Source organism: Psychrobacillus sp. FSL H8-0510, from assembly GCF_038008345.1.
Lineage (GTDB): Bacteria > Bacillota > Bacilli > Bacillales_A > Planococcaceae > Psychrobacillus > Psychrobacillus psychrotolerans.
This window is the reverse complement of sequence record NZ_JBBOYZ010000001.1, coordinates 1,935,883-1,959,093: the sequence shown is the minus strand read 5'-3', so window position 1 is coordinate 1,959,093 and position 23,211 is coordinate 1,935,883. Positions and strand designations below refer to the sequence as shown.

Annotated in this window: 24 protein-coding genes and 1 pseudogene; 21 read left to right on the top strand and 4 right to left on the bottom strand. The window is 34.0% G+C overall.

Going from position 1 to position 23,211, the window contains the following annotated elements:
• The first annotated feature begins 13 nt into the window (after positions 1 to 13).
• The 7 genes from MHI40_RS09720 to MHI40_RS09690 all read left to right on the top strand — a co-directional run bounded on the left by MHI40_RS09720 (position 14) and on the right by MHI40_RS09690 (position 5,788).
• Positions 14 to 397: a topoisomerase gene (locus MHI40_RS09720; protein ID WP_340762464.1), complete on the top strand. Its 384-nt coding sequence runs from the start codon at positions 14 to 16 to the stop codon at positions 395 to 397.
• Between the two features lie 185 nt (positions 398 to 582).
• On the top strand, positions 583 to 723 hold the full coding sequence (locus tag MHI40_RS09715) for a hypothetical protein (RefSeq protein ID WP_175496128.1): 141 nt from the start codon (positions 583 to 585) through the stop codon (positions 721 to 723).
• Positions 724 to 857: 134 nt separating this feature from the next.
• Positions 858 to 2,603 carry a M3 family metallopeptidase gene (locus MHI40_RS09710; RefSeq protein WP_340762463.1) on the top strand — a complete coding sequence of 582 codons (1,746 nt, stop codon included), beginning with the start codon at positions 858 to 860 and terminating at the stop codon, positions 2,601 to 2,603.
• A 352-nt stretch (positions 2,604 to 2,955) separates the two neighbouring features.
• Positions 2,956 to 3,093, top strand: a complete 138-nt coding sequence (locus MHI40_RS09705) for a hypothetical protein (protein WP_340762462.1) — start codon at positions 2,956 to 2,958, stop codon at positions 3,091 to 3,093.
• Between the two features lie 688 nt (positions 3,094 to 3,781).
• Positions 3,782 to 4,228, top strand: a complete 447-nt coding sequence (locus MHI40_RS09700) for a site-2 protease family protein (RefSeq protein ID WP_340762461.1) — start codon at positions 3,782 to 3,784, stop codon at positions 4,226 to 4,228.
• Positions 4,229 to 4,377: 149 nt separating this feature from the next.
• The gene (locus tag MHI40_RS09695) at positions 4,378 to 4,899 is read left to right on the top strand and encodes a DUF5412 family protein (RefSeq protein WP_340762460.1); all 522 of its coding nucleotides are present in this window, start codon (positions 4,378 to 4,380) and stop codon (positions 4,897 to 4,899) included.
• Between the two features lie 214 nt (positions 4,900 to 5,113).
• Positions 5,114 to 5,788, top strand: a complete 675-nt coding sequence (locus MHI40_RS09690; protein ID WP_340762458.1) for a serine/threonine protein kinase — start codon at positions 5,114 to 5,116, stop codon at positions 5,786 to 5,788.
• Positions 5,789 to 5,914: 126 nt separating this feature from the next.
• Here MHI40_RS09690 and MHI40_RS09685 read toward each other — a convergent pair whose 3' ends face one another.
• Positions 5,915 to 6,049: a hypothetical protein gene (locus MHI40_RS09685; protein WP_340762457.1), complete on the bottom strand. Its 135-nt coding sequence runs from the start codon at positions 6,047 to 6,049 to the stop codon at positions 5,915 to 5,917.
• Positions 6,050 to 6,657: 608 nt separating this feature from the next.
• Between MHI40_RS09685 and MHI40_RS09680 the strand changes: the two genes are divergently transcribed.
• The 11 genes and pseudogenes from MHI40_RS09680 (at position 6,658) to MHI40_RS09630 (ending at position 16,665) form a co-directional block, all read left to right on the top strand.
• The gene (locus MHI40_RS09680) at positions 6,658 to 6,813 is read left to right on the top strand and encodes a hypothetical protein (RefSeq protein WP_340762456.1); all 156 of its coding nucleotides are present in this window, start codon (positions 6,658 to 6,660) and stop codon (positions 6,811 to 6,813) included.
• 229 nt (positions 6,814 to 7,042) lie between these two features.
• The gene (locus MHI40_RS09675; RefSeq protein ID WP_340762455.1) at positions 7,043 to 7,792 is read left to right on the top strand and encodes a VOC family protein; all 750 of its coding nucleotides are present in this window, start codon (positions 7,043 to 7,045) and stop codon (positions 7,790 to 7,792) included.
• A 503-nt stretch (positions 7,793 to 8,295) separates the two neighbouring features.
• On the top strand, positions 8,296 to 10,494 hold the full coding sequence (locus MHI40_RS09670; protein WP_445678339.1) for a peptidoglycan D,D-transpeptidase FtsI family protein: 2,199 nt from the start codon (positions 8,296 to 8,298) through the stop codon (positions 10,492 to 10,494).
• Positions 10,495 to 10,757: 263 nt separating this feature from the next.
• Positions 10,758 to 10,970, top strand: a complete 213-nt coding sequence (locus MHI40_RS09665; RefSeq protein WP_340764460.1) for a hypothetical protein — start codon at positions 10,758 to 10,760, stop codon at positions 10,968 to 10,970.
• 321 nt (positions 10,971 to 11,291) lie between these two features.
• Complete coding sequence (locus MHI40_RS09660; protein WP_340762453.1) at positions 11,292 to 11,876, top strand: hypothetical protein; 585 nt, start codon at positions 11,292 to 11,294, stop codon at positions 11,874 to 11,876.
• 91 nt (positions 11,877 to 11,967) lie between these two features.
• Positions 11,968 to 12,492, top strand: a complete 525-nt coding sequence (locus MHI40_RS09655; protein WP_340762452.1) for a cysteine hydrolase family protein — start codon at positions 11,968 to 11,970, stop codon at positions 12,490 to 12,492.
• A gap of 132 nt (positions 12,493 to 12,624) precedes the next feature.
• Positions 12,625 to 13,422: a class I SAM-dependent methyltransferase gene (locus MHI40_RS09650; RefSeq protein ID WP_340762451.1), complete on the top strand. Its 798-nt coding sequence runs from the start codon at positions 12,625 to 12,627 to the stop codon at positions 13,420 to 13,422.
• A gap of 487 nt (positions 13,423 to 13,909) precedes the next feature.
• Positions 13,910 to 14,350 (top strand): annotated as a pseudogene (locus MHI40_RS09645) (GyrI-like domain-containing protein).
• Positions 14,351 to 14,979: 629 nt separating this feature from the next.
• Entirely contained in the window at positions 14,980 to 15,573 is a 594-nt protein-coding gene (locus MHI40_RS09640; protein WP_340762450.1) for a hypothetical protein, read from the top strand.
• A 201-nt stretch (positions 15,574 to 15,774) separates the two neighbouring features.
• Positions 15,775 to 16,245 (top strand): SAM-dependent methyltransferase, encoded by a 471-nt coding sequence (locus tag MHI40_RS09635; protein ID WP_340764458.1) that lies wholly within the window; start codon positions 15,775 to 15,777, stop codon positions 16,243 to 16,245.
• A gap of 147 nt (positions 16,246 to 16,392) precedes the next feature.
• Complete coding sequence (locus tag MHI40_RS09630) at positions 16,393 to 16,665, top strand: hypothetical protein (RefSeq protein ID WP_340762449.1); 273 nt, start codon at positions 16,393 to 16,395, stop codon at positions 16,663 to 16,665.
• Positions 16,666 to 17,220: 555 nt separating this feature from the next.
• Here the strand turns inward: MHI40_RS09630 and MHI40_RS09625 are convergent.
• From MHI40_RS09625 to MHI40_RS09615, 3 genes are read right to left on the bottom strand one after another with little or no spacing between them, the layout of a single operon-like run.
• Positions 17,221 to 18,315 (bottom strand): Ger(x)C family spore germination protein, encoded by a 1,095-nt coding sequence (locus MHI40_RS09625; RefSeq protein ID WP_340762448.1) that lies wholly within the window; start codon positions 18,313 to 18,315, stop codon positions 17,221 to 17,223.
• Positions 18,290 to 19,432: a GerAB/ArcD/ProY family transporter gene (locus tag MHI40_RS09620; protein ID WP_340762447.1), complete on the bottom strand. Its 1,143-nt coding sequence runs from the start codon at positions 19,430 to 19,432 to the stop codon at positions 18,290 to 18,292. Before MHI40_RS09620 ends, MHI40_RS09625 begins: the two co-directional genes overlap by 26 nt.
• 4 nt (positions 19,433 to 19,436) lie before the next feature.
• Positions 19,437 to 20,912 (bottom strand): spore germination protein, encoded by a 1,476-nt coding sequence (locus MHI40_RS09615; protein WP_340762446.1) that lies wholly within the window; start codon positions 20,910 to 20,912, stop codon positions 19,437 to 19,439.
• Positions 20,913 to 21,403: 491 nt separating this feature from the next.
• On the opposite strand from MHI40_RS09615, the gene MHI40_RS09610 reads away from it, so the two are divergent.
• From MHI40_RS09610 to MHI40_RS09600, 3 genes are read left to right on the top strand one after another with little or no spacing between them, the layout of a single operon-like run.
• Positions 21,404 to 21,610, top strand: coding sequence for a spore coat protein (locus MHI40_RS09610; RefSeq protein WP_090570990.1), 207 nt, complete (start codon positions 21,404 to 21,406; stop codon positions 21,608 to 21,610).
• Between the two features lie 16 nt (positions 21,611 to 21,626).
• Entirely contained in the window at positions 21,627 to 21,989 is a 363-nt protein-coding gene (locus tag MHI40_RS09605) for a spore coat protein (RefSeq protein WP_211894093.1), read from the top strand.
• A 23-nt stretch (positions 21,990 to 22,012) separates the two neighbouring features.
• Positions 22,013 to 23,149: a zinc-dependent alcohol dehydrogenase gene (locus MHI40_RS09600; RefSeq protein ID WP_340762445.1), complete on the top strand. Its 1,137-nt coding sequence runs from the start codon at positions 22,013 to 22,015 to the stop codon at positions 23,147 to 23,149.
• Positions 23,150 to 23,211 lie beyond the last annotated feature (62 nt).

Below are 23,211 nucleotides of genomic sequence, written 5' to 3'. Positions count from 1 at the left end.
AGGGGAATTTAGAATGATTAAACAAGCTATAATTTCAGGAGTTGTATTTAGTTCAATTTTATTAGTTGGGTGTAATGGAGAGACGGAAGTGGAAGTTTTAGATGATTCAAAAAATATGGAAAATGAGGAAATTTTATCACCAGAAAATATATTTTTTTCAGAATTAAAAGATGAAATAACCATAGCTATTACAGAACAAACAGCAATTGAGGCGGATTCAATGATGTTAGAAGGAAATCTTAAAGAACTTTCTGTATCAGTAGGTTTCCTAAAGGATGTAAAAGTTGATGATACGTTGATTCAACAAATAGTTGAAGATTCTATAAAGAAAGTTTCTGAAACAGAAAACGTAACAATTAACGAAGAAGATATAACAATAAAAATTGAGAAATACTAACGCAGAAGTTTTTAAAGTATACAATTGAGAGGATTGTAATACATAAAGAAAGTTAAATGCCCTTCAGAAAACTCGTAGCAACAGGTTTTAACTGCTTTTATTCTTATTACCCACCCTACAAAAGAGCTCTATTCAAAAAATGGTTTTTTAAAAATTATTGAGGGGAAGTGAAAATGAGGTTTTGTATGAGTTTTGGTGATACAAATTTTATTGGAGTAGCGAACGCCGATAAATACAAATCATTCGTAGATGAAGATTGGGAGCTAGATAGTCTCTTGCCACATTTTGGAGACGAGATAAAGCTCTATTTAATCCAAAGTTTTTAAATGTAATTCGTTTTATTCATACACACGTAATAGAGTGCTAAAATTGTCAATAGTTAAATAATAACTTTCGGAATTTTATGGTAATCTGATAAAACAATAGTTTTCTTATAATATAGACATGGGGTGGAAGGGATATGGAGACTTCTAGTTTAATCACTCGCTGGAATTTAAGTTCGCTTCAATATGAAACTGACGTAAAAAAATTTAAAGATCAGATGGGCATGGTTAAGGAAAAGTTACTTGAAATCGAGAAGGAGTCAAATTTAGCTGTTTTAAGGGATAGTGAAGTCCTAAAACTTTCGCAATTAATCAGTCATATTGAATCAGCCGAATCTTTTTATTACTGCTTGACTACTGAAGATATTGAGCCTTCCCAATTAACCTCTGTCATCGGAATTATCTCAACCTTAAAATCACAAGTTTATTCTATTGTTACTAACTTAGAAGAACGAGTCAACGAAATGAATGAAACACAACTTACACAGTGGATAAACAATACCAAACAGATAAGTTTACTTGCAGAATTAGTAAACAATCGTAAAAAGAATAGTAGGCAGGAAAAGATGATTTCAAACTTTTCTAGGGAAACCCTAAGCGGTCTTGAAGACCTTTATAGTCAAGTCCGGAACAACCTAAAAGTAGAAATTGGTCATGCACAGGTAAAGAAAGAAATCTCTTTTGCCGAAGCGATGGAACAAGCTTTGGTACATCCAGAGCAGAATGAACGGCTACATGTGTTTACTGAACTGAATAGAACCTTGGAAGCACAATCGAATATCTTTGCTTCAATTTATAACCAAATGGTCGGGATTAGACTTCATGAAAACAAACTCAAGAAGATAGATTACCTTGATGAATCCCTCAAATTCAATGGCATAACAAGTCAAACACTTGATGCCATGTGGTATGCAGTAGATGACAATATGAAAGGGCTTTCAAGTTATTTTAATAGGAAGGAAGTCGGAACTGAAAAAATGTCATGGCATGAGTTGATGACTTCATCTCAAAATGTTTCTTTTTCGGTAACGTACTCACAGGCTGCTGATGAAATCATCAATTCACTTGCTACTATTGACAGCGATATGAGCGAGTTCGTGAAAGAAGCTCTTACAAAAGGATGGATAGATGCAGAGCCACGCAAAACAAAATCATCCGGTGGATTTTGTGCACCTTTTATTCAGGAAGGGGAATCACGGATTTCATTAAGTTATGACAACACCATAGATAGTGCCAGAAGGCTTGCACATGAATTGGGTCATGCTTGGCACTTTAAACAGATGCACGATACCCCTTCGCTACAATTCACAGATGATCTATTGGAAATGACAATGGCGGAAACTTCTTCCATCTTTTTTGAGACAGTTTTCACGAATCATATGCTTCAAAAGGCAAATGATGCCTCGGTCAAAAAAGCGATTCTGGGACCGAAGATTGAACGCAGCCTGAATTACCTGATGTCAATCAGAGGAGCCTACTTATTTGAAAATGAGTTTTATCAATATCGAAAAGAAAGCCCTTTGGATGTTCGACAGATAGAAGAACTTTCACTTATATGTCAGGAAAAAGCGTATGGAAGCAGTTTACGTGAATATGAGCCTTATGTATGGACGAAATACGTGCAATTCTACCAGGCAACGATTCCTTTTTACAATTATCCTTATTCGTTCGGGTTTTTATTTAGTATCGGTCTTTTGGAACGAGCGAAAGAAGATGAACATTTCAACCGGAACTTTAAGAGCTTCTTGAGTGAAACGGGAAGACTGCCACTGGAACAGTTGGTAAAAAACCATTTCCAAATCGATCTTTCTCAACCAGAATTTTGGCAACGAGCCGTGCAAAATATAGTCCGAGATATTGAGCAGTATAAAGGGCTCTCCTAAACATTACCCTTTGTTGGGAAGTAGCAGACAAAGCAAATGGCCTAATCTAAATGGCAAGAGGGAATATGTTAAATGCGGGACTTTCTATTACTGCTATATTCGGGTTGTAGGTATTGCTAGTATAGGTGGTAAACTTGCCGTAAAAGGAAGTAACGCACTAGAGGAAGCTCCGGGATGCGAGAAAAGCGGTAGATAATGTCGTAGATGGAACTAAGGGAACGGACAAGTTGAAGCAAAGGATAGAACCTATTCGTATAAATGATTAATAACCCTATGGTTTCGCATTCGCATAAGGGGTATTTTTGAAATATACTTTTAAAACGACTTTTTTAGGAGATATTCGCAATATATTATGGAATTTAATCCTGTGATTACCCCTTCAAAAGATATGGATAAATTCATTGAGTTTTTTGCAACAGTTGTTGATGTTGAAAATAAGAAAAAGGTTTTATACATAGCTTCAGGTTATTCTGATCTGGAAATTAACTGAAGGTGGAGATGATATATAGATAGACTGTGTTGATTATATTAGGAGATGAACTTGAATGGATATAAACACTTACTATCGTTTTGAGACAGGAATAAGCACCCCTATAATGTAGCCAATTGAAGGTATTGATGTCAATTTGCATTTTGGTTTCATTTGAATCATGGGTTAAGTGAGTGATATTGTTGCATTGTCCCATTTGGTCAGTGTAATTTTATTTAAGTAGATATAATGAGGTGTTTAAACTACGTGGGGTTGCTACAAGAAGGATTAACGCAAAAAAGACGGAAATTCGAGCAAAAAGAAGGGATAAAGGAAGAGAAAGCTGTTTTTTGAACGAGTGGAACTATAAAGAGTTTGGAGTGAATGGACAATAAACAGGAACGTTTATTCTGGAATGAAGGGATTAACGTTCTTTTTGTTGAACTTATTTATTATACTAATGGAGCAAAATACAACGAAATTGATTGTTGAACGAACTATCAGAAATCATTCGTTAGGAAAGTTTGTGAAGTGTTTCACGTAAACTAACGCGGCAGGTTAGTTCAATAACTATGTACATGGTATCTTGAAGAAATAAGTAGTTTTAACGGTATAAAAACGAATTTTTATTGCACTACTAGTCATAATTCACAAGAGTTTTGAAACCATTTTTTTTCTTTTCCGTAGATAGTAGAAAGGGGATGAAAAGATGGATTTTTTAATAAACTTCGTAATAATTACTTTATTTATTTGTCCTATTATTGCATTTATTCACGAATCTGGACATGCATTTTTTCTGAAAATATTTGGTGCGAAAGTAAGTGAGTTTTCTATTGGTAACGGTGATATACTTTGGAGTAAGAATAATTTTTTCATAAAGAAAGCCTATTTCTTTGGGGGTAGAGTTGTCTCTGAAAACCATGAGATTTTAAGTAAAAACCAAAGAATCTTTGTTTACTTAGGTGGTGTTTTCTTTAATTTTCTTTCTGCATTAGTACTTCACTTATTAACTGGTTATGAATTCCTAGTTTTCCGAAACTATTTGGATAGTTTTATTTTTGTATCGTATTTATTCGTTGTAATCAATCTAATTCCTCTTAATACAATCATAGGTGCTACTGATGGTAAACAATTAGTAGAACTATATAAGAATTGATGAAGTTATGAATTTCATTCTTTCACTAACGTCGTGCTTTACTTCAAGAAGGAGTAAAGCATTTTTTCTTATTGGACTAAAGTGGCAGTTTAGTTCAATAAGAATTTTTTTGGGGGGAACACCAGAACTTCTTTTAGGGAGGTAATTTAGTGGGAAGAAAATATAATTTGTGGTCATTCATTTTATGTTTGTTATTATTAGTACTTTCATTACAATCGTTATATGCGTCATATTACCGAACTTGGCAAGTGGCACCACCTGCTTTAACTTTATGGTTACTCACTGTTATTGCTTTTGTTACGGGTATTATTGGATTTAAAGACAAAAGTAGTAGGCGAGCGAGATGGAGAAGTTGGCTTACGGTACTAATTGCACTCCCCCTTTCGGCAATTTTTATTTTAGGGGTAGCGGTAAATGCATTTGCGAGAGAACCCATTGAATCAGCACAATCACCTAACTCCAAAATCATCATCGACTTTTACACAATAAACGGTGGGGCGGCTACCTCCATTAGTGTAGAAGGAACTGTAAATGGTCCCCTTTGGTTTAAAAAGAGGATTTATTACGAAGAACCTATGCACAAGGTTGATGTGGAATGGAAAAATAACCATATTATTATAATTAACAATCACACTTTGAACTTGGATAAAGGGGAAAATTTTTCGGATTAAGTTTTTTCACTAACACGGGTGCTTTACTTCAGGAAGGAGTAAAGCCTTTTTCTTATTGAACTAACGCAGCAGTTTAGTTGAATAAGAAGAAATGCAAATGTGGATACTAGTGGTGATATCTCGACAACAATTAAAATAAAATAAGGAGTGTATGTGCTTCGAAGAGAATGGCGATAATGTAGTTTTCCTAAACGTTAAAAAAGGGAGAGAATATATGGAAAACGATTGGGACAAAGCTATTGACACTCTTTCCAAAATCAAAGTTTTTTCAAATCCAAATAATGAGCCAGTATCTATAAGTGGTCACGCTGATGATTTGAAGTGTATAGGTGTAGGGACAGATGCGGCCGTTTTTCAGTCACTTTCCGCCCCAGCTTATGCATTTAAATTATATGCTAAGGACAAAGTAAGCAAAGTAAAAATTGAAGCAAATGTTTATCATATATTAGGAGATTCACCCTTCTTTTCAACATGTTTTGCTTCATACGACAAATACCTCGTTTTAAGTTACGAAGAAGGAAAAACTCTCTTTGACTGTATTCTACAAGGTGTTCACATTCCAGAACAGGTTGTAAATGAAGTGGAGGATGCAAGAGAATATGTTCGTAAAAAGGGCCTTAACCCACGTGATATCCATTTGAAAAATATTTTACTACAAAATGGAAGAGCAAAAATAATTGATGTCTCTGAATACACACTACCAGGTAATGATTTTCGATGGGAACATCTAAAAAAAGGATATGAGCAATACTATCATTTAATAGATGGAAATTCTGTTCCGTTTTGGTTAGTAGAAACGGTTCGAAAGTGGTATAACCAGCGCGGGAAAAATTCTTCTTCATATGAAGAGTTTACAAAAACTATTTTAAAACTTCTGTATAAAAAATAGGTGAACAAGCTCTATTTAGGCAACTATTTTTTCTTGTTAAAATAAAGCAGCAGCTTCTGTAGTATCCGGGTCATAACAAAATAAAGCATGATTCTGTTATAGAATCATGCTTTATTTAGATCGTTCCTATTTCTTTTTCAATTTTTTTGCTTGATTCAAGGCGGAAGAAACAAAACTTTTCGCCTTTTCCTTGTTTTTTTCATCTTTCAGCAGGTCGCTAGCTGTGGATATAATTTTTTTTGATTTGTCTTTAAGATTCAAATTCACGTCACCTCCACTTTTAGCTATAATTCTATTGTAAAGATAATAATTCAATTTCTCACGAAATAACCTGTTTTTTTCCTTTTATATTCTCATTACTTCTTATTTTCGCCATATAACGGTTTCATTTTTATCTTTAAAAATAAATCTGTTCCGGAATTATTTATTGAAATCCATAAACTTTTCATATTTATTTGATACATTGCAAAAGTATTCTAAGACGCTACTTCTTAACATAAGAAGTAGCGTTCTCTTTGCTTATTCCACTAAACGGGTGCTTTACTTCAAGAAGGGATTAAAGCCTTTTTTCTTATTGAACTAACGCGGCAGGTTAGTTTAATAACCGTAAATGAAACTTTAATTGAAAATTAACGACTTATTATGAAAAGGGAGGAAAGCGTATTAGAATAAAATACTTTTTCTATTCATTAATAGTTATTGCCTTCTTATCTGGTTGCACCAACGATTCATCAGCTGTTAGTAACAATTCATCAGCGAAAGAAACCACTGAAGAACCCATAATCGGTGAACCTCTTCCACTGCAATGGATAAATTATGGTGGTGAAAAGTATGTTTTTAACAGGATTATTCCAAAAGATGGAGTGGATATGAGTCAAATTGTCTCAACAAACACATTAACAGCATTAGGAGATGGTGCTGAATCTGGGAATGAAATTTTTCTTTATAAGAAAGACGGTAGTTTATTCATAATAGATAACACAGGACCTACTGAACAATGGGCGAATTTCAGTAAAAGCAATTAAAAGTAGCTACTTTTCTTGTTGAACTAACGGGTGCTTTACTTCAAGAAGGAGTAAAGCTTTTTTCTTATTGAACTAAAGCAGCAGGTTAGTTCAATAAGCAGAAGTGGATTTTTATTAATTTCATATGGAAGATTTCCCAAAATTCGGAACCTCTATTCGGTTCACACGTATTACAAGTAAAGGTAAGATTAGTTAATGAAAATCTAAACTCTTATTGGGGGAGAATTATTTGAAGATTGACCATTTAGTTGTAAATGTTGATAGTTATGCTCAAGAAGATGAAAATTTTATTAAGAAAGTTCACTCTATAGGTCTTCCATATGAACCGAAATGGGGAAAGGGTACAAAAGGATTTAAGGTATCGAACATATGGATTGGAAATGAATATTTTGAATTGATTAAAATCAAATCAAAAGATGGTGGGGGTTGGATAGAAAGTTGGACTGAAGATTACCTTAGTGGGCATAGAGGACTTATTGGTTTTGCATTAGAAGTAGATGATATTGAAGCAACATATCAGAATCTCATTAGACAGAACATTCAAGTATCATTGCCAGAACCTTTAAAATTCAAATGGTTCTTTAAACTACTAAGTAAGACAATGCCTTGGAAAAATTCATATTTACCTAAATTTGAAGGAATGCCTTTTCAATTTTTCTTACAACAGCTTAATGATGAAAAAAGTAAAGCATTTATGCAAAAGTATATGGTACCGAATAGTAGGGAAAAGAACATCAATGGAATATTAGAAGTAAAGATTTATGGCACATTGACAGAACAAGACAAAAATATAATAAAAGCACTATTTCAAAATCATAAAATCAATGAAAGTACAATCACTGTTTCCCTTGGAAGACAAATCATTTCTTTTGTAGAATCTAAAAAATATTCGGTTGAAGTAATTTTGGACAGTGAAAATGAAGAGAAATCAACTAAACAACTTGAGATAGGAAACAACTTTATAATAAAACATGATTGACTTCATACAATTTTCTTCTTCAACTCCCATGAAAATTAAAAAATGCTTAAAATCTATAAAATTGCATAACAAAAGAGACTCAGAAAATGCTTTTTTAAAAAAAGGCTGAGCCTTCAGGATGTTTATATGGAGTTAAATAGTAAATCAGGAACCAACTCCATTCATCTTAGAATAAGGGCAGGCTGGTGCAATAACCAGAGTAGGATTAATCTCCCATGAGTGCTACTCGTATAGAGTGCGACAGTCTGTGATGCACCGTGGTCGTTGGAGTCAGACTAACGGAAGGGCTCTAAGGCACCATAGTTCATCGACCTTCTTCGCCAGCCATACTAATCTATACCCACTCTGATACAATTTTCATCCTCTGTGGTGCAGCATTTTTTTGTGCTGCATGGATGGCTAACGGGTGCTTTACTGTAATAGGATTTATTTGGAGGTAATATTGGTCCAACATTGCTCCAGCACTGTACATAAGAAAATTATTTTATATAGGAGGTACTCCCATCCGGAAAATTACCGATAAACGTGTACAAAGTATGAAAGTTAAACAACGCTCAACTATTACTTTTCGTATGAACGTATTGTTTTTTTCGATATTTATACTTTTTACAATGTTAATATTAAGATTAGGCTATTTACAAATCGTAAAAGGAGAAGAATATACGGGCAAATTAGCCCAAGCTGAAGAAGTTCCAGTAAATACTAGTGTACCCCGTGGTCGAATTTTCGATAGTGAAGGACGGATAATGGTTGATAATCTTCCACAACGAGCTATAACCTATACAAAAATGCAAACAACGAAGTCAAATGATATGTATATAATTGCAGAAAAACTAAGTGTTTTAATTGAAAAGAAGCCAAACAATATTACCAAGAGTGATTTGCAAGATTTCTGGTTAAAAAAATATCCAGAAGAAGCACTTGAGTTGGTGACGGATAAAGAGCGTAAAGAAATTGAAGAAGAAATAGAAAAAACAGAGAGAAATAGAGCAATCGACCGTTTGACTAGAAGCAGGATAACAGAAGAACAATTAAATTCCTTTACCGAGGACGAATTGGAAGTAATTGCGATTTATAAAGAAATGGCTTCAGGATATGCATTATCTCCACAAATTATTAAAGGAGATGACATAAAAGAAGAGGTTACAGTTGAAGAATTTGCACGGGTCTCAGAAAGACTGGGTGAATTTGAGGGAGTTAATACGACTACAGATTGGAGAAGAGTAAAAACTTCTTCACTAGCTATATTAGGCTCAACTACATTGCCAAAAGTAGGTATTCCAAAGGAGCGATTAGATTATTTTCTTTCTCGAGACTATTCTCGAAATGACCGTGTAGGTACAAGTTATATTGAACAACAATATGAGGAAGTGCTCCAAGGTCAAAAAAGTGTGGTCAAAAATATAACTGATGGAAAAGGAAGAGTTATCGATATTCAGCCAGTTTATGAAGGGAAACCTGGGAAAGATTTAGTGTTAACAATGGACAGTGAAATTCAATTAACGCATGAAGAAATTATAGCAGAAGAACTACTTAAGTTTAGTAAAAACAGTGGTGGTCAATATTTGCAAAACGCTTATTTTACCATGATGGATCCTTATACGGGTGAAGTACTTTCACTAGTTGGTAAACGAATTGGAAAAAATGAAGAGACAGGTGTAAAAGAAATCAAAGACTACGCATTTGGTGCATTTACTAATGCATATGAAGTGGGATCTACTGTAAAGCCAGGTACAATACTTACTGGTTATCGCGAGGGCGTATTACAGGTAGGAACATCCTTAGTAGATGAGCCAATTCGTATAAAAGATTCGCAGCCCAAAAGCTCTGTTTTTAACCGATTCGGAAGTATACGAATGACAGACCTACAAGCACTAGAGCGCTCTTCTAACGTATATATGTTTAAAACAGCATATGGGGTCGCCGGTAGTACATATAGACCAAACCAATCAATTAACTTTGGCGATGATGCTTTTCTGAAAATGAGAAGTGGCTATGCTCAACTTGGACTAGGAGCATTAACAGGAATTGATCTTCCTGGAGAAGTGAACAGAAGCCCTGGTGGATTTGAGGATGGTAAACTACTAGACTTAAGTATTGGCCAATTTGATACGTACACCACATTGCAACTAGCTCAGTTTGCTTCTACTCTTGCTAATGGAGGGAGTAGAATTCAGCCCCATGTAGTTAAAGAAATTAGAGAGCCTTCTGTGGATGGAGTTCAGCTAGGTACAATCGTAAAAGAAATGACTCCAACTATATTAAATACAGTAGATAATACACGTGAAGAAATCGAACGTGTTCGTCAGGGTATGAGACTTGTATATTTTAGTGGAGGAGGAACGGCGAATAAAGCTTTTGGAAATGCACCATTTACTGGGGGAGGAAAAACAGGCACTGCTCAATCTAGTTACTATGATGAAAAATTGTGGCGAAGATTTAATACTGTAAACTTAACCCATGTCGGTTTTGCACCATATGACAACCCGGAAATAGCATACGCACTCGTTATCCCGCATGCTTCGTTGGAATCATCATACAAAACAAATTTTTCTACGCCATTAGCACGAAGACTTGTCGATAAATATTTTGAGATTAAACAAAAAAATGGTGCGACATTAGTAAATGATTCAACCTCAACTCAACTTATAAAACCAGCATTTACAAATGCTAAAATAGATGAAGAAGAAACAAAAGAATAACTCTCCTAAAAAGAAAGGGTGCTTTACTTCCAAAGGAGTAAAGTCTTTTTTCTTATTAAACTAACACGGCAGGTTAGTTGAAGAAGGATTATAGTCAGATTTACAACGATAAATAAAGAAATGTTACCAAACGACGCTTTGGGGGCATTTTGGTTATTTCATAATCGGACCAGATAGTAGTGATTAGATAAATTTTGAAACAAATAAGAAATTCAATTCGTATATTAGTTACTAAAAACTTTAGGTGGTGTTGGAAGTTGGATATGGTAGCTTTAATATTGTTATTGCTTATAGTGTATGGGGTTATAATTTGGACTTATTTCGAGCCGAAAAAAAGTTTATTATTGGGAAGACAAGGGATATACAAAGAAGAACCTGAAATAACTGAAAGCGCTATTAGGGATACAAAAGTGAAAGCTTTAATCGCTATTATTGTCTATCCGATAATTTTTATTTTAATTTTTGTTTATACTTAATAAAAATTTATACATTATGCAATATAAATCTAAATAACGTTCCCAAATCGAAGCTGAAGTGACCCCTAAAAGGAGGACTGTTCGATTCACTTGTCCCCAAGGACGCTTTAAGGATTAAAGAACATCAAATGGGAGTAAGATGTTTAGAATTAGTGAATGAATTTGAAATTAAAGTAATAGATAAACGCTTTTTCTATAATACAACCAACTTACAGCCATCGGATTTAAATGAAATCTTTCTAAATATTAGTGAAAATCCTTCATTCAAATATTGATTTATTCTTCAACTAACGGGTGCTTTACTTCAAGAAGGGGTGCGAAATGAAAAAAACACTATTACTATTAATTTTTCTGTTATTATCAGTAGTTTTAATCGCGTGTAACAATGATAGCCAAGAGTCTCAAAAGAAGGAAGAGACAAGTCAAGTATCTAAAGAGAATACTAAAAAAATACAGACTGAAATAAATACTGTTGGAAATGAAGAAAAATTCCTTCCAGCTTTTAAGGCTCTTGTCATCCCTGAAATTACCCTTTTTTCTTCTGAGGGGAACGTGAAATATCTGTTTGATTCCTCGTATGGAGAAGTATGTTGGAATAACTGTGATGAATTCATTCATTACATTTACCCTAGTATCCATAGCGGAGATGTTGAAGTTGGTAATCGACTTCAAATTGATTGGAGTTCGTTAAAACCGCAACCAACAGGAATTCATTTTATACACGTAGATAATAGCGGTGAATATGATTCAAAAGAAGTGAGTAGAAAACAAAAGTCTCCTGAAAATACACCGTTAACAATTACAGTTGATGAAGAAATGATTGGAAATCAATATGCTTTCGAATTCATATGGAAAGATGGAGAAGTGGTTGAGGGAAGAAGCATAATGAATTTTAAACTTGAGTAGTGGATTTATCAAAAAGTCTTCTTGCACTAACGGGTGTTTACTTCAAGAAGGAGTAAAACCTAAACGTATATTCTGTATTAGGGGGAGGAATATGACAAAAAAAGCGTTACTTATTATTGATGTTCAAAATGGAATGTTTCAAGAAGGAAATGTTGTCTTTAATGGTGATAGATTATTAAAAAAAGTAAATGATTTATTAAAAGAAGCACGATTAACAAAGACACCAGTTTTTTATATCCAGCATAATGCACCTGCTGGAAAACCATTAGAATCGGGAACAGAGGGGTGGAAAATTCATTCTGTTATTGCCCCCGAACATGAAGATATAATAATACAAAAAGCAACTCCAGATTCATTTTTTAATACATCTTTAGATGAAGAGTTGAAAAAAAAGGGGATTGAACATATATACATTACTGGGATTCAAACGGAACTTTGTGTAGATACAACGTGTAGAAGGGCATTTAGTATGGGATATAAGGTGACTTTAGTTGAAGATACACATAGTACCTGGGATTCTAATAAGTTAACCGCACAACAAATTATAAATCATCATAATAGTGCCTTAAATTGGTTTGCAGATATTTATCCAAGTAATGAGATTAAATTCAATTGATTGTGAAGGGTTGTACTTAAACTAACGGGTGCTTTACTTCCAGAAGGAGTAAAGCCTTTTTCAGTATATTAAAATTAAAGCAGCAGGTTAGTTTAATAAGATTTGAAGTGCTTAATTAAGGAGGATTATTCAATGAAAGATTATGGGGACGATTTATTTAAAGGCACAGCTTGGTATTATTCACAATATAGACCATTATATTCTTCTTCTTTAATCAGATATTTAAGAAATAAGTTTTCTTTAGATGGGAATAGCAACATGCTGGATTTAGGCTGTGGCGATGGTCGATTATCACTAAGGTTCTCTGATTGGTTTGAAAAAGTGGTAGGATTGGATACAGAGCCTGAGATGATTCAAGAGGCTGAAAGAATCAGTAAGGAAATTAGAGCTGAAAATACAGAGTGGCTAATTGGCGATTTAGAGAAATATAAACGTAATAACAATACGACCTTTAGACTTGTAACTATTGCAAAGGCTTTTCACTGGATGGATAGACCGCGAGTCCTTGAAAGTTTATACGAAATGATAGTTGTTGGTGGCGGGGTAGCTATTATAGATAATTACTCTCCTAATGAAGTGCTTCTACCTTGGCAGCAGACAGTTCAAGAAGTTGTAAAACATTGGTATGGGAATGAAAGAAGAGCAGGAAATATTACATACAGTCATCCAACGGTTAGCCATGAGGAAATTATATCAGGATCAAAGTTCGACCTAGAAATTCATCAATTAACTTCATATGAGCAGATATGGACACTGGACTCTATAATCGGAAATCACTATTCTAGTTCTTTTGGTGCTAAACGGTTTCTAGGAAAAAACGTTGATTTATTTGAAAAACATTTAAAAGACGAATTATTAGCTATTGATAAAAATGGTGTGTTTAAAGAACAAATAAATACTTCGGTCAAACTTGCTCTAAAAAAAGTATGAAAGAGTATCATATTCAACTAACGGGTGCTTTACTTCCAGAAGGAGTAAAGCCTTTTTTCTTATTGAACTAAAGCAGCAGTTTAGTTCAATAAGAAAAAATGGACTTTTGATAATTATATATGGGAAATTTATTTAAAGTTGGAACTTTTATTCGTTTCAAACGTATTCAGTGTTGTTGAACTTGTGTTCAACAATCGAGCAATATTGTTTAATAAAAAACTAATTATCGAAGGGAATTTAGGTTATGAATGTTTCGACATGGAAACAGAAGGACTCCAAGTAACGGGTGCTTTAGTAAACAGTGGCTGCCTGTAAGGCTAGTTTATTTCTTATAGAACTAACGCCGCAGTTTAGTATAAGAAGGAAATTTCTCAAAGGTAATAGAATTAAGTCAGGTGGTAGGGAATAATCCGACATATTTGTGCCTGAAATGTCGGACAAATAAATACATTTTCCTATAGATTAGATAAGTGGAAGGAGAGGAAAAATGGATTGGATAGATAGAATGAATAGTGCTTTGGATTACATTGAAAACAATCTAGAGGACGATATAAATTATAAAAAAATTGCACAAGTAGCTCATAGTTCCGAGTATCACTTTCCAAGAATGTTTTCATCTATTTCGGGAATATCTCTTTCTGAATATATCAGACGGAGACGCTTAACACTTGCTGCATTTGATATTCAAAAAAGTGACATCCGAATTATAGACGTAATATGGTTATGAGTCTGCTGACTGGAAACGCTCTCTATTAACCACAGTACCTGGGCTGTTTTTCCAGGTATAGAAAATACTTGGAATCGATTATACACAGAGTGGGTTCCAACGTCTGGATATGAACTTGCTGATATACCTTGTATAGAATGTTTTTATCCACCAAAGCATAAACCTAGAAACGAACTTTGGGTTGCTGTAATCCCTAAATAAATACATATTGATAATTAGGGAATCAAACGTATAAGAAGGGAACAACTAGCAAATTTGGAGGTTCCTTTTATTCCATTTCTTTCTATATTATAATTTGCATAAATTTTAGCAAGTAAGATTGTGAAATAATGTACTTAAACTAACGGGTGCTTGTGCGGCCGAGCCTAGGTCGTATCATATAGCGGATGGGATTCCCGTCGAGAAAGGACTAGCCATTCACTCGTAGCGAGTCTTGGAGGGCTAATGGTAAAATTAGCCTTTAAGCGTAGACAGTTAGGTGGCGGGCCGAAAGCCAAATGGTTGAGATGATTTGGAAGAGTCGTGTGCGTAAATAGCGCAAGCACGGTTCTGTGAGGGGGGAGGAACACAATCTACCGAAAGGTAGAAAGGTTCCCTTCTACTCGACTACTTAAAGAAGGGTAAAGCATTTTTCTTATTGAACTAGCGCTACAGTTTAGTTTAAGAAGAAATTGATCCTCGAACTGTAATTAGATATACCTTGAGATGAAGTTTAGTCTTTTTTATTTAATATAATCACCGTTTCTGTTTATCTTAGTAATACGAATTTGCATTCTTTCTTGATTTTTAGTATTCTGTAATGTCACCAAATTTTAGAAAGAAGGAAATATATGAATAGTTTAAAAAGGGCTTTTCATAAAAAACAACAAGCAGAGAAAATATTAAGAGAATTACAATTAATAGAAAAGTGGAATGAAATTGGTGACTGTTTTGTTGTCGGAGCTACGGCATATGACTTAATTGTTACACCTGATATTGATTTAGAAACATTTTGTGAAGAAATAAACCCTGCAAGAATTATGAAAGAATTAGCTGTTCTCCTAGGGAATCCAAATGTGCTTGAATTAAAATATTATGATTATTCAAAATCAGATTTTAACGGTCATTATTTTAAGTTAGTTTATCAGGTACAGGAAGTACATTGGACTATTGATATGTGGCTGTTTTCAAACACCAGAGAAGGTGCACTTTCAAGAGATATAGTTCCTTTTATGAAAGAGACCTTAACAATGGAAACAAGGGAAATTATTTTGGATATCAAAGAAGCGTTAATGAAAAAAAAACAAGATTTCTCTTCTGTTTTCATTTATCAAGCAGTATTAGAGTTTGGTGTTAATAACGTAAATGATTTTTTAGAATGGACTATTACTCATAATACGAAGGTCCCATACCATTGGCGACCTAAATCAATGTACTTAAACTAATGGGTGCTTTAGTTAAACAAGTGGCTGCCTGCAACGGCAGCTTTTTCTTATTGAACTAACGATGTAGGAGATTTCAATAAGATAAAATTATGGATATGTATAATTAATATATATTTTCTTTTGAGAATTGTGATTGTTATGATAAAGATGAAAACGAAACCTTATTTCTTAGAGAAGTATGTGTAGGAGGGGATGGAACAAATGCAGTATTCTATCAAACCAATTGCCTTTGTAAATAATACTAGAAAAGATATTTTGGATGATAATTGGGGTTCAATCGTATCAACAATTGAACTTGCGGAAAATATAAATGATTCTTCATTGAAAGGTATTAATGAATTCTCACACTTAGAAATCATTTTTTTCTTTGATAAGGTATCAGATGACAAAATTCAGTATGAAGCAAGACATCCAAGAAACAATAAAGATTATCCCGAGGTTGGAATATTTACTCAAAGAGGAAAAAATAGACCAAATAAATTAGGTGTAACTATTGTTGAACTTGTTGAACAAAAACAGCGTATATTAATAGTTAAGGGATTAGATGCATTAGACGGAACTCCGATTATTGACATTAAGCCAGTAATGAAAGAATTTCTACCAAAAAATGAAGTGAGTCAACCCGATTGGTCAATCTCATTGATGGAGGATTATTGGGAGGATTTAAAGTAATTATTTCATAAACTCTGTAAAAGTAACTTTTGACCGTTTATTGAAATAGAGACCGAATTAGGTTGTGAAATATTGTACTTAAAGTAACGGGTACTTTAGTGAAATAAAGAGCTGATAATACAGCTCTTTTTTCTTATTCAACTAAAGATGGAGTTTAGTTTAAGAGAAAAAGTAAATCGCAGTGAATTGCAAACTAACGATGACATTTGGAAAGCTGTTTTATCAGCCAATGGAGAATACATTTTTATGACAGACGATGAGAAAAGGAAAAATTTTTTAATTTTGTTTAATTATTTTTGTGAGCTTGAAAGTGGAGGGCAAGATTGGTTTTCAGAGCATGTAGAGGAAATGGGTATTCAAACCTATTTAAATGGATTGACGATAATGCTTGAAAAAGTTGAAGTTCATACTCAGAAATAGAATAGAATTATATCGAGGAAATATGGAGATTATTTTGGCGGTAGAAAATAGTAAAAGTGAAGAACCTCATTATGAAAGTTTAGAAGAGAAATTTTGCATTCTTAAAGAAATCTTGGAGAGGAATAAAGTGAGCTACTAAATAATTATACCACTGTTACTTATACGGAGATAATCGAGATAGTGGAACTATAGCGCGGTGTTTGTCAAGATAGTTGTCGTATATTGCTCTTTCCTAGATTACATATTGTTCTTCTTTCCTACTGCGCTTAGCTTGCTCGACAGGACAACTAGCAGCTATGATGTATACATAGGTATTTGACGCGACTTATTTGATCGTTATTTCTTTTATAACTCCGCCGAATTTAAAATACGTGCAGTAAAAGGGAATCTTATTGTTGAAGTCCTTCTCAAATCTTTACCTAGAATGATTTTTCACTTATAGTATTTTCATTGGATTTTACTGTGGGATTTAAATTTTATTCTCTAATAAGCAATCTGTAGTTTTTTAAAAAGACTTTACCATTCAACTGAGTGCGTTTTTTTCTGTTATTATAATTAACTTTTTGCGTTTGAATCCGTCAAGGGCTCAATATTAAACTGATAATCAATTTTAATGTCCATCTTCTTGAATAGTTCAATCCATTTTTTTTCATCCATTGGTTTTGAAAATGGTTTTAATGTATGAATGCCTAGCTGTAATGGATCCACAGTCAATTCTTGCATCTTTTTTACTAGTTCTTGTGTTTGTTTTTCAAGATTGGATTGGATTTCTTTTTTCAAGTCTTCTAAATCCTTTGGTTCAAATATTTGCTTTTCTCCCCGGTATTCTTCAATTCTTGAGTCTATATTCACGGTATAGGTCATTGTAGACAAGCTTTTATTAATATCCACTTTCGTTTTAGACCTAACATGACCTAGAACAACTTTTAATTCTGGGATCGGTAAAACTGATAAGTAGTGACCGTTGTTTAACAGCTGGAAGATGCGATCATCAAAAGTTGTTATTATTTCAACTAGTTTATCATTTTGAAACAGGGCTGTACCTTCATAGCTGATAGCGTCATTTTCTATTTTGAATACAGGTAAGAAAGGATCTGAATAAGAAGTATAGAATAAATTTTTAAATTCATGTAGATTAACAATACTAATTTCGCCTTGATTTTTTTCCTCATAATGCTTTAGCATTCGATAAAAGGAGTAATCAAGATTTTCTTGTTTGTCCAATTGATTTTCCAAGTATTCTTCAAAATTTCCTTTTACGATAACTAAATAAATCCTCAAAGAAATATCCGGATCATTCAATAACACATTAATAACGGACATAATTCCCTCTTTTCCGAGGTCTTCATTAATTATCAGCATTCGCATTTGCCCAGATTTCATTTCCTGGTAGAAGTTTAAATTAAAATCCATTAATCCCTCCTTTATTAAGCTTACTTCTTGCGTCATTACACTCTTTTTTTCTTTGCTTAGAGGAGGCAATATCGTACTGATTTTTATTTTACCTTCATCCCCTTTACTAAGTGATAAAAATGTGACTGGAGCAAGCTCTTCAATAATATTGTTTTCAGTAAAAGGGGCACATCCAGTTAACCATAATGCAATAAATATAATTGAAGAACTTTTAGCCATTTTCTTTCGTAGTCGCATGTTTATTAACCCCCTTTATCTTCATCGCTACGATAATAATAATTGGAACCATTAAATAACTTAAGCTTCCTGCTAAAATTTGAAGATTAAGTAAAATAACCTGCTTTTCATCTGACTTCCAAATCCATTCATTCACAAGAATCATTCCAATTAAAATAATGAATACACTGAATAAAAAGCCTATTCGACTTGATGGTTTATCCACTTTCCCATTAGCTATTTTAGATGCTCCATAAAACAACAGAAGAAAAATTGAACCTGCAAAGACGATGTTAAATAATTCCAAAGAAAGCATGACCATATCAATACGTTCAATTACTGGATTTTGAAAATAACGGGCCATAGTGACAATTGGAAATGGATTTTTGCTTAAATAACTGGAACCGAAATAGAATAAGGACGCCGTATATAAGGATACATACTCTATAACGGTTAGAGCATTACCATAAGACAAATAACGAAATGTTTTATTATTTGTTTTAAACCACGGTCCCAAAAATACCAGAAATTCAGGCCCTGAAAATGAAGATAAAATTAATAATATTCCTTTCCAGGAATCCCCACTTAATTCCATTGGAATAATCGGATACAAATCACTGAGTTGAGCTATTGGAGGAAAGAAGAAATAGGCAAAGAATAAGAACATCCAAAATGTACACAAAAATGAAATTACAACAAAACGTATAGTTTTTTCAACACCCTTCCATGCCACATACAAACAAGACAACAGTATAAAAAAGATAAGCCAATTTGAATCTGTAGCTGGAAACATAAATATTTGTATCATTTCCGAGAATCCTAACATAATCACGAAAAGTTTAAGCAGGATAAAGAATAAACCGATGAATGAGAGGAGACGTACAAGTTTTTTACCGAATAATTGGACAAATCCGTTGTAACCCTCGCTAGAAAACCGGGTTATAAACCATTTGGATAAAAGAAGAATGTTTAGTTGAGACAATATGCCGACCACTATAATCACCCAAATCATATATGGATGGATTAAAAATCTTGGCATAATCAAAAAAAAGTAAAGCATTTGGAGGCGATTTACCATCAACATGACATAGAACCCGTTATAGGTTTCATTCTTATTAAATAATTGAAGGGCTTTCATCAGTTCATCTCCTAGTTTGATATCTCTTCTTCTTCAGTGGTTTAAGATGTTCTGGACGCTCCTTCATTTTGACTAAAGGACCTCGAATGAATAGGTCGAGCCAATCTTTTCCATAGAAAGGGGTAACAGGGGATAAATATGGCTGCTTGAGTGAAGACAAGCCATTAAGGTGGGCTAAAATGATAATCATTGCCAGAACAATCCCTACTATCCCAAGAAACGAAGAAAATACAAGAAGAATGAATTGAATCAATGAATTCGCTTTTGTCACAAGGTAATTAGGAACAAGAAAGGATCCGATAGTTGAAATCCCTACCATAACAATTAACACCTTACTTGCCAAACCAGCCTCAACTGCTGCTTGACCAATTACAATGCCCCCAATAACCCCAAGCGTTTGACCAGTCTTTGTTGGCATCCTTAAACTTGCTTCTTTTATAATTTCAATAAAAATCAACATGATAAACGCTTCCCAAAAAGGAGTGAACGGAAGCTTGCTCCTTGACTCCACCAAGACGAAAAGTGTTTGTAAAGGAATCATTTGATAGTGATGAGTTGTTAATGCCACGTAGAATGGGATCAATGTGATAGATAGAATAAAGCTTACATATCGGATGATGCGCAAAAAACTGGCAACTACCCATCGATTAATATAATCCTCTGGTGATTGGAACAAATGAAAAATAGTAATTGGGGCAACTAGAGCAAAAGGTGTATTATCTACCAGAATGGTAATTTTTCCTAACCCCAGAGAATAAGCAACAACATCAGGTCGGTCAGTTTGCTGAAACTGAGGAAAAATACTGTCTGGATTTTCCTCCATGAATGCAGCTACTTGAGAAGACTCAAAGAAGAGATCATAATTAATTTCCGTAATTTTCTTTTTGGCGGTTGAAACAAATTCTGGATTGGTCAGCCCTTCTATGTACAATAAGACCACATTTGTTTTACTTAAAGAACCAACGGTGAACTTCTCTGTTTTCAGATCATGTGTTGGAAGACGTCGACGAATGAGCGTAATATTTTGTTCTAGCTGTTCACTGAAGCTATCTTTTGCTCCTAAAAGGATGGTTTCAGTATCGGATGGTTCAATTGCACGTCCAAGTGGATTTTTTAAAGGGATAGCGAACCAAAGGTCTGACGAAGAGTCAAATAACAAGACGGACCCATTAAACAGCTGCTTTTTTGCCTCATTAAAAGTGGAAATGGAGTTTATTGTTGACTGAACATAACATTCCTGAATGGATTGTTTGGAACAGTTAGATAAAGGTTTTACAATGCTTTCATTTAATCTTTCTTGGTCAATCAGGGTTCTTATGTAGATAAGATCAACATTTTGATTTTCAGAAATGTTGATCTCCACAAATTCCGCATCATCCATTTGAACGAGGGCTTTTTTTAGTGTCTCTATTGATATTTCTGAGTCTGTGTTTGATTGAGAAACAGGCTTATTTTCATTTGATTGTATTTTCCAAAACATGTACATCCCTCACCTCTATAAAAAAAGCATTTTTGGAAGAACAGTAAAATTACGTATTAATTTCATTGTTAGCTTTTTAAGTTCAAAATATACGAAACTAAATATAAATGCAGAGGCACACCCTTACCTTCTTAACTGGAAGGATTATATGTTAAAAAGGATATTGATCATTAGTGGAATACTTCTAGTGGGAATAGTATCATTTAGCCTGTTAAATAAGCATTCGAAAGTTGATACTGCCGTTGAAAATAAGGATGAACTAGAACCTTTCTCTACTAAAGATCTCTTTCGTTTTAAAAATGAAAACATAGGTCAAATACCTTTCTTTTTCAACCCATTTTGTTCATGATAGTAAAATCAAATGGGAGATTTCTCATGAAGATTAATAACCTTTTTATCCATAAACACCACTAAATGGTCTCAGTTATTCTGAATATAAACTTCGTTTTTGGGGTAATCTTCATTGGATGAAAAGATTTGGAGGTGCAGAAATGTTTGAAAAGAAATTAGCACTTCATGAAACTTTGGAATTTCATGAAGTAATAAATTTTAAGACAGTATGTTTACTTAAATCTAAAATGATGCAAGGTATCGTTTTTGACCAAGATCTAAAAGCATTAATGGAGAAGGACGTAAAACAATCTATACCAGCTTTAACAGCAATGATAAAACTATATTCAAATGCTGAGTTAAAATAATCGGAGGTCGGTTTGTATGAATGATTATTTAGATCCTATAAATTCTGTTGGAATGCCTGAACTTACTGATTCAGGTATTGCCCTTGAATTTTTGTTATCAACAAAAACTGGGGTTAGAAATCTTTCAATTGCATTGACAGAAACAGCAACACCTACAATTAGAAAGTTATTACAGGAACAACTTGATGTAACCATTGCCTTATATTTCGAAATAGCAGATCTCATGATGAAAAAACAATGGTTAAACCCATATGATTTGGAACTTCAAAAACAATTGGATATAAAATCCGCTCAAAATGCAGTAGATATAGCTAATTTAAATCTCTTTCCGGGCGTTACAAATCGGAAAGGAATGTTTCCAAGCCCACCGAAGAAATAATGAATATAGAGGAGATTTAACTAATGAAAGCTGTGACTTTTCAAGGTGTTAAGAATGTTCAAGTAAAAAATGTGAAAGACCCAAGCATTCAAAAAGCGGATGATATCATAGTTAAACTGACTACCACTGCCATTTGCGGATCAGACTTACACTTAATTCATGGGATGATCCCAAACCTTGGAGAGGATTATGTTATTGGGCATGAACCTATGGGAATTGTAGAAGAAGTCGGTAAGGATGTAACGAAAGTTAAAAAAGGAGATCGCGTTATCATCCCATTTAATATAGCGTGTGGTCAATGTTGGTTCTGTAATCATGAATTAGAAAGTCAGTGCGACAATGCGAATGAAAATGGAGAAATGGGCGCATATTTTGGCTACTCAGACACGACGGGAGGGTTCCCAGGTGGCCAAGCAGAATTTATGCGAGTTCCATATGCTAATTTTACGCCTTTTAAGATTCCAGAAAACAGTGAAGTTGCGGATGAAAGTTTAGTGTTACTTGCAGATGCTGCATCCACAGCATTTTGGAGTGTAGACAATGCGGGAGTGAAAGCAGGGGATACGGTCGTAATTTTAGGATGCGGTCCGGTTGGTCTGTTAGCACAAAAATTTGCGTGGTTAAAAGGTGCAAAAAGAGTTATTGCAGTGGATTACGTTGGTTATCGTTTAAAACATGCAAAACGTACGAATAAAGTGGAGATTGTTAACTTTGAAGATCACGAAAATTGTGGTGAATATTTAAAAGAAATAACAAAGGGTGGAGCAGATGTAGTCATTGACTGCGTAGGAATGAGTGGAAAAATGACTCCACTGGAATTTCTTGCATCTGGCCTGAAATTACAAGGAGGAGCAATGGGAGCTCTAGTAATTGCAAGTCAAGCAGTTCGTAAAGGTGGAACAATTCAAATTACAGGAGTATACGGGGCACGTTATAATGCATTCCCATTAGGTGACATCTTTCAACGAAATGTGAATATTAGGACAGGTCAAGCTCCAGTTATTCACTATATGCCGCATATATATAATTTAATCGCGGAAGGTAAGATTGATCCAAGTGATATTGTCACTCATGTACTTCCTTTAGATCAAGCTAAGCATGGCTATGAAATATTTGACACCAAAATGGAAGACTGTATAAAAGTTGTACTAAAACCGTAAATACCGGGTTAGTTTTCGAGCATCTCTTATGAGGTGCTTTTTTAAATTTTGGAGAGACTAAT

What these genes read in the sequence shown, in the direction of transcription:
- MHI40_RS09720 (WP_340762464.1), top strand. Translation starts at nt 14, where the DNA reads ATGATTAAACAAGCTATAATTTCAGGAGTTGTATTTAGTTCAATTTTA.
- MHI40_RS09715 (WP_175496128.1), top strand. Translation starts at nt 583, where the DNA reads ATGAGTTTTGGTGATACAAATTTTATTGGAGTAGCGAACGCCGATAAA.
- MHI40_RS09710 (WP_340762463.1), top strand. Translation starts at nt 858, where the DNA reads ATGGAGACTTCTAGTTTAATCACTCGCTGGAATTTAAGTTCGCTTCAA.
- MHI40_RS09705 (WP_340762462.1), top strand. Translation starts at nt 2,956, where the DNA reads ATGGAATTTAATCCTGTGATTACCCCTTCAAAAGATATGGATAAATTC.
- MHI40_RS09700 (WP_340762461.1), top strand. Translation starts at nt 3,782, where the DNA reads ATGGATTTTTTAATAAACTTCGTAATAATTACTTTATTTATTTGTCCT.
- MHI40_RS09690 (WP_340762458.1), top strand. Translation starts at nt 5,114, where the DNA reads ATGGAAAACGATTGGGACAAAGCTATTGACACTCTTTCCAAAATCAAA.
- MHI40_RS09680 (WP_340762456.1), top strand. Translation starts at nt 6,658, where the DNA reads ATGAGTCAAATTGTCTCAACAAACACATTAACAGCATTAGGAGATGGT.
- MHI40_RS09665 (WP_340764460.1), top strand. Translation starts at nt 10,758, where the DNA reads ATGGTAGCTTTAATATTGTTATTGCTTATAGTGTATGGGGTTATAATT.
- MHI40_RS09660 (WP_340762453.1), top strand. Translation starts at nt 11,292, where the DNA reads ATGAAAAAAACACTATTACTATTAATTTTTCTGTTATTATCAGTAGTT.
- MHI40_RS09655 (WP_340762452.1), top strand. Translation starts at nt 11,968, where the DNA reads ATGACAAAAAAAGCGTTACTTATTATTGATGTTCAAAATGGAATGTTT.
- MHI40_RS09650 (WP_340762451.1), top strand. Translation starts at nt 12,625, where the DNA reads ATGAAAGATTATGGGGACGATTTATTTAAAGGCACAGCTTGGTATTAT.
- MHI40_RS09640 (WP_340762450.1), top strand. Translation starts at nt 14,980, where the DNA reads ATGAATAGTTTAAAAAGGGCTTTTCATAAAAAACAACAAGCAGAGAAA.
- MHI40_RS09635 (WP_340764458.1), top strand. Translation starts at nt 15,775, where the DNA reads ATGCAGTATTCTATCAAACCAATTGCCTTTGTAAATAATACTAGAAAA.
- MHI40_RS09630 (WP_340762449.1), top strand. Translation starts at nt 16,393, where the DNA reads ATGGAGTTTAGTTTAAGAGAAAAAGTAAATCGCAGTGAATTGCAAACT.
- MHI40_RS09625 (WP_340762448.1), bottom strand. Translation starts at nt 18,315, where the DNA reads ATGCGACTACGAAAGAAAATGGCTAAAAGTTCTTCAATTATATTTATT.
- MHI40_RS09620 (WP_340762447.1), bottom strand. Translation starts at nt 19,432, where the DNA reads ATGAAAGCCCTTCAATTATTTAATAAGAATGAAACCTATAACGGGTTC.
- MHI40_RS09615 (WP_340762446.1), bottom strand. Translation starts at nt 20,912, where the DNA reads ATGTTTTGGAAAATACAATCAAATGAAAATAAGCCTGTTTCTCAATCA.
- MHI40_RS09610 (WP_090570990.1), top strand. Translation starts at nt 21,404, where the DNA reads ATGTTTGAAAAGAAATTAGCACTTCATGAAACTTTGGAATTTCATGAA.
- MHI40_RS09605 (WP_211894093.1), top strand. Translation starts at nt 21,627, where the DNA reads ATGAATGATTATTTAGATCCTATAAATTCTGTTGGAATGCCTGAACTT.
- MHI40_RS09600 (WP_340762445.1), top strand. Translation starts at nt 22,013, where the DNA reads ATGAAAGCTGTGACTTTTCAAGGTGTTAAGAATGTTCAAGTAAAAAAT.